The organism is Caldisalinibacter kiritimatiensis (assembly GCF_000387765.1).
In the GTDB taxonomy this organism is placed as follows: domain Bacteria; phylum Bacillota; class Clostridia; order Tissierellales; family Caldisalinibacteraceae; genus Caldisalinibacter; species Caldisalinibacter kiritimatiensis.
Genome location: NZ_ARZA01000180.1, coordinates 1 through 3,938, shown reverse-complemented (window position 1 = coordinate 3,938; position 3,938 = coordinate 1). Strand labels below are relative to the sequence as shown.

The window sequence follows — 3,938 nt, the reverse complement described above, 5'->3', positions numbered from 1 at the left end:
TTAAAAACAGCTGATAATTTTCATTCTTTTCCTTTTCTTTAGTTAATTTATCTTGTATTTTTAGGCCTATCAAAGCATTTTGTTTTATAGTTCTCCATTAATCTGTAGACTATGCATATAATAACACCACATAAAAACAATGGTACAAATGTACTATATAAACACTATTTACAAATAATAGAAAATAAATTATAATAAAGTTAACAGCAAATCAAATAATATAAACATAAGTTAATAAGTATACATTAAAGGTTAAGATATCTGCTTATGTAGTAGCCATTGTACAAACTTTAATGTATAAGCAACCTTCACCTAATAAAGATTAGATTAACTCAGAAAATATTCCAAAAAAGTTTGCATGTTTTTTAAAAAATACATAAAAAATTTGGAACAAAAAAGTATAAAACTTACTCTTAATTTATGAGGGACTTAAAATGAAGATATAAGGAGATGAAGACTTTGTTATATACAAGAGCACCAAATGAAAAAAGCCTTATGTAAAAAATATAATTTCTCAAATAGGAAGTTATAAGCATGTTGCGTAGAAAGATATAGTGATAATAATTATTAAAATATGAAAGGAGAAGATAAAAAGATGAAAAAAATACTAATATTTACATTGATAATAGTTTTAATACTAGGATGTTTTCAAAGTTCATATGCTCAACAAGATGATTTATTTAAAAAGCATAATCTAAAGTTCAATGAATATCAGTATTTTAAAGAGTTGCAAAGCAAAAGTATGAATGAACTTAAAGAAATGGGATTTAGTAACGATAAAATTAGAGAATTAAAAGAGTTTGATTACGTTAAAGCCATAAAAGAGAGAGCTAAATTATCTAAAGAAGAATTAAAAAAGCTAGGTTATAATGACGAGCAAATAAGCATATTCAAGAATTTTAATGAAACAGAAGAAGAAGTAATAGCTTTAAGTGCAGAATTAAATGAAGATTTTTATGTATTTGTATCTGGAAGAGACACGGCAGAACCTTACTCTTATATTACTTTATTTCTTGAATTTGAATGGTCAAGTTGTCCAATTTGGACTTTATCAGATGCAATAGGTATTTCATGGAGTGATGGTATGAAAGTTAATATGAATGGAACAAATTTTACCGTAAATTACGTGGGAGGAAGTACATCTTATGATTGGGATGTTCCTTTAAATGTTACACCAGGAACTGGTATAGATGCTAAATGGGGCTTGAGAGATAGTCTTACTGGTTCATGGGCAAAAAGTGGAGAAGGATACATTGCTATTAACAGATATGAATATCTTAATGATGTTGAGATAGTATTTAAATATGCTCATGGTATTGTTTACCCCAACCTGTCAGTTAGTGTATATGGAACACCTTCTGTTAGCTTCTCGGGATATCATACAATAGAGGCAAATAAGTATATAAGACACTATTTTCAGTAGATTTAAATTAAATTTTTAAGTGAGTTATAGTATTATGTAATGAACAAATATATTAGGATATATGGGGGAGATTTATATGTTCATGTTAAAAGCACTTGCTGGAGGAATTATTTTATACGTTGTAGGTTTTGTGTTATCAGCCATTATTAATGACATTGCTGGTGTTGTATTAATATTAAATATTATTATAGGAATGATAATAATTGGATGTACCGATATAATCATTGAAACAATAAAAAAATATTCAAATACCCCTAACAAAAATGACTAAAAAGTTTATAGTTTATGGTATAAAAATAATGCAGGAGAGTCAAATGAATTAATCAAAATTATAGAAGAAGGATTAAAATAGTAGAAAAACACAAAGGGACAGTTTCCTTATGTTACTATCTTTTGAAAAAACAATTCTGTATAGTTATGATGAGGCTTATAAAATTGGAATAAGGTAATGTAAATAAACTGATAGTAGAATATATAAATGGTATAAAACTGTGAGAGGATTTTAATAGGATTATATCAATATTTATTAAGGTAATTAATAAAATAAATAAAATTTGATTTTATCCTGCTATTTCGTGAGTATAAGATAATTAATATAATTGTTAATGTAGGGGTGTTAAAAAATGAGGTTTAATAATAAAATATTAATTTTCTTTATTGCTTTAATTTTAACGGTTGGCTGCAGTAATAAATCTAAAATTACTAAATATGACGTTCCTCCAATGATTTTTTTGGGTAATACAGTATATTATGTGCAGGATAAAAATTATATGTATATAACGAAAGAACAAATTGATAAGAAAATAGGGGAAATAACAAGGGTAATTGATGGAACCGAAATACCAAAATCATATGGAATTGCTAATGTTTTTAAAGAAGGATCTAATATATTTACTTTAAAGGATAAAAAAATAGAGGAAATAATAGTTATACAGTATGAAGATGAATATTATATAGCTTTACCAAAGGGCAAATAGAGTGAATAAGATTATGTCTCCTAGAGATATAACCTTATTTTATGATTGTTATGTTATTATATATGATGTTTTAGTTGTAGTAGTTTTCTATAAATTTTTCTCAGTATTAAGATTAGATTAACTCAGAAAATGTTCCAAAAAAGTATAAAATTCACTCTTAATTTATGAAGGGTGAGATTATGTTATATCCAAGAGCACCAAATGAAAAAAGCCTATCAACTCAAATAAATGCCGCCAAGCATGTTTGACAGAGTTAATAGGCTACTTAATATAAGTATACAGTTAATGTGTATGAAACTCAAGGGGTAGGGATAAAAAAATTTATACTTTGGATATTTACACATATATAAAAGGAGAAAATAAGCAAAATGAATATAAAAAGATACATTAATCTTAAGAACTTTCTATATTTTATAATTATGATTATAATTTTTAGTACTAAAACTAATTTGTAGTTATCTACAGTAGCAAGTTTTATACTTAGTACTACTGTTATAATTACAAGTTACTTAGACAGATTAAATAAAAGATTTTTTTACTATAGTAAAGATTGTAATTGCAGTTACAGGTATGTCGATATCTTTTGGAATAGTTTTTTACAATATAGGTTTATTTGAAATAGTGATTTTTGCAATATATGTTCTAATTATTCATATAACATCTAGAACTAAAAATGAAGAGAAGCATTAACTTCCAGATAGTTGATAAAGTGATTATAACAAAAAATTTAAAAGGGATATTAAGTTTTAATAGGATAGTTTAGATGGAATGCATATAGTTTTTCACATAACAATATTATATTATAAAAGAGGAGAAGATAATATGGAAAAGAGAAACTTAAGTTATCGTAGTTCAGTAATAATATTAGCTTTTTTATTTGTTATTATAAACGCTATTAGTGGTTGTGAACAAGCTCCTAGTTTTTCTAAGAATGTTAAAGATATTGAATTTATGCTAAAGGAGAAAAAGTCTGAAATAGATTATGAGAATTATGTAAATGTTAAAATGGAACCAAGCAAGATTTTATTTAATAAAACAACAGAAGAACAGGTTCTTGATAACAAACTATGTAACATTGTTTATAGGGTAATAGTTGAAAATATTAGTAGTGAAAATATAAAAATAAACCTTAAATTGTTTATACCTGACGAGTTATCTTCTACAATAGTATACGGTGCAACTACTTTAGGTCCAAGGAAGAAAGATGTTATGTTGAAACCAGGTGAAAGAATAAACATTGGTATGGTAAAGCTTATAAAGCATTTAAATAATTTAAGTGAAAAAGAAAAAGAATTATTTGATAATTATAAAGATACTTTATATATAGAATTATTAATTAATGATAAAAAATCATATGCTAAGATAAGTGCATTAAAGTGATGTCAATAAATTGATATCAAGAGTTTTTTAGTTTATTATTGTTCTGTTATTATATATGATGTTTTAGTTTTAGTAGTTTTCTATAAACTTTTCTTAGTATTAAGAGTAGATTAATTCAGAAAATGTTCCAAAAAAGTATAAAATTCACTCTTAATTTA

The 3,938-nt window shown here is 25.2% G+C and carries 4 protein-coding genes; all 4 read left to right on the top strand.

Annotated elements, in window-relative coordinates:
- Nucleotides 1-595 precede the first annotated feature (595 nt).
- The 4 genes from L21TH_RS07895 to L21TH_RS07880 all read left to right on the top strand — a co-directional run bounded on the left by L21TH_RS07895 (nucleotide 596) and on the right by L21TH_RS07880 (nucleotide 3,780).
- Nucleotides 596-1,423 (top strand): hypothetical protein, encoded by an 828-nt coding sequence (locus L21TH_RS07895; RefSeq protein ID WP_006313635.1) that lies wholly within the window; start codon nucleotides 596-598, stop codon nucleotides 1,421-1,423.
- A 76-nt stretch (nucleotides 1,424-1,499) separates the two neighbouring features.
- Nucleotides 1,500-1,694 carry a hypothetical protein gene (locus tag L21TH_RS07890; RefSeq protein ID WP_006313634.1) on the top strand — a complete coding sequence of 65 codons (195 nt, stop codon included), beginning with the start codon at nucleotides 1,500-1,502 and terminating at the stop codon, nucleotides 1,692-1,694.
- Between the two features lie 352 nt (nucleotides 1,695-2,046).
- Nucleotides 2,047-2,400 carry a hypothetical protein gene (locus L21TH_RS07885; protein ID WP_006313632.1) on the top strand — a complete coding sequence of 118 codons (354 nt, stop codon included), beginning with the start codon at nucleotides 2,047-2,049 and terminating at the stop codon, nucleotides 2,398-2,400.
- Between the two features lie 822 nt (nucleotides 2,401-3,222).
- Nucleotides 3,223-3,780 (top strand): hypothetical protein, encoded by a 558-nt coding sequence (locus L21TH_RS07880; RefSeq protein ID WP_006313631.1) that lies wholly within the window; start codon nucleotides 3,223-3,225, stop codon nucleotides 3,778-3,780.
- Nucleotides 3,781-3,938: the final 158 nt, after the last annotated feature.

Bases quoted from the DNA above. Each gene is read 5' to 3' on its own strand.
- L21TH_RS07895 (WP_006313635.1), top strand. From the start codon at position 596: ATGAAAAAAATACTAATATTTACATTGATAATAGTTTTAATACTAGGA.
- L21TH_RS07890 (WP_006313634.1), top strand. From the start codon at position 1,500: ATGTTCATGTTAAAAGCACTTGCTGGAGGAATTATTTTATACGTTGTA.
- L21TH_RS07885 (WP_006313632.1), top strand. From the start codon at position 2,047: ATGAGGTTTAATAATAAAATATTAATTTTCTTTATTGCTTTAATTTTA.
- L21TH_RS07880 (WP_006313631.1), top strand. From the start codon at position 3,223: ATGGAAAAGAGAAACTTAAGTTATCGTAGTTCAGTAATAATATTAGCT.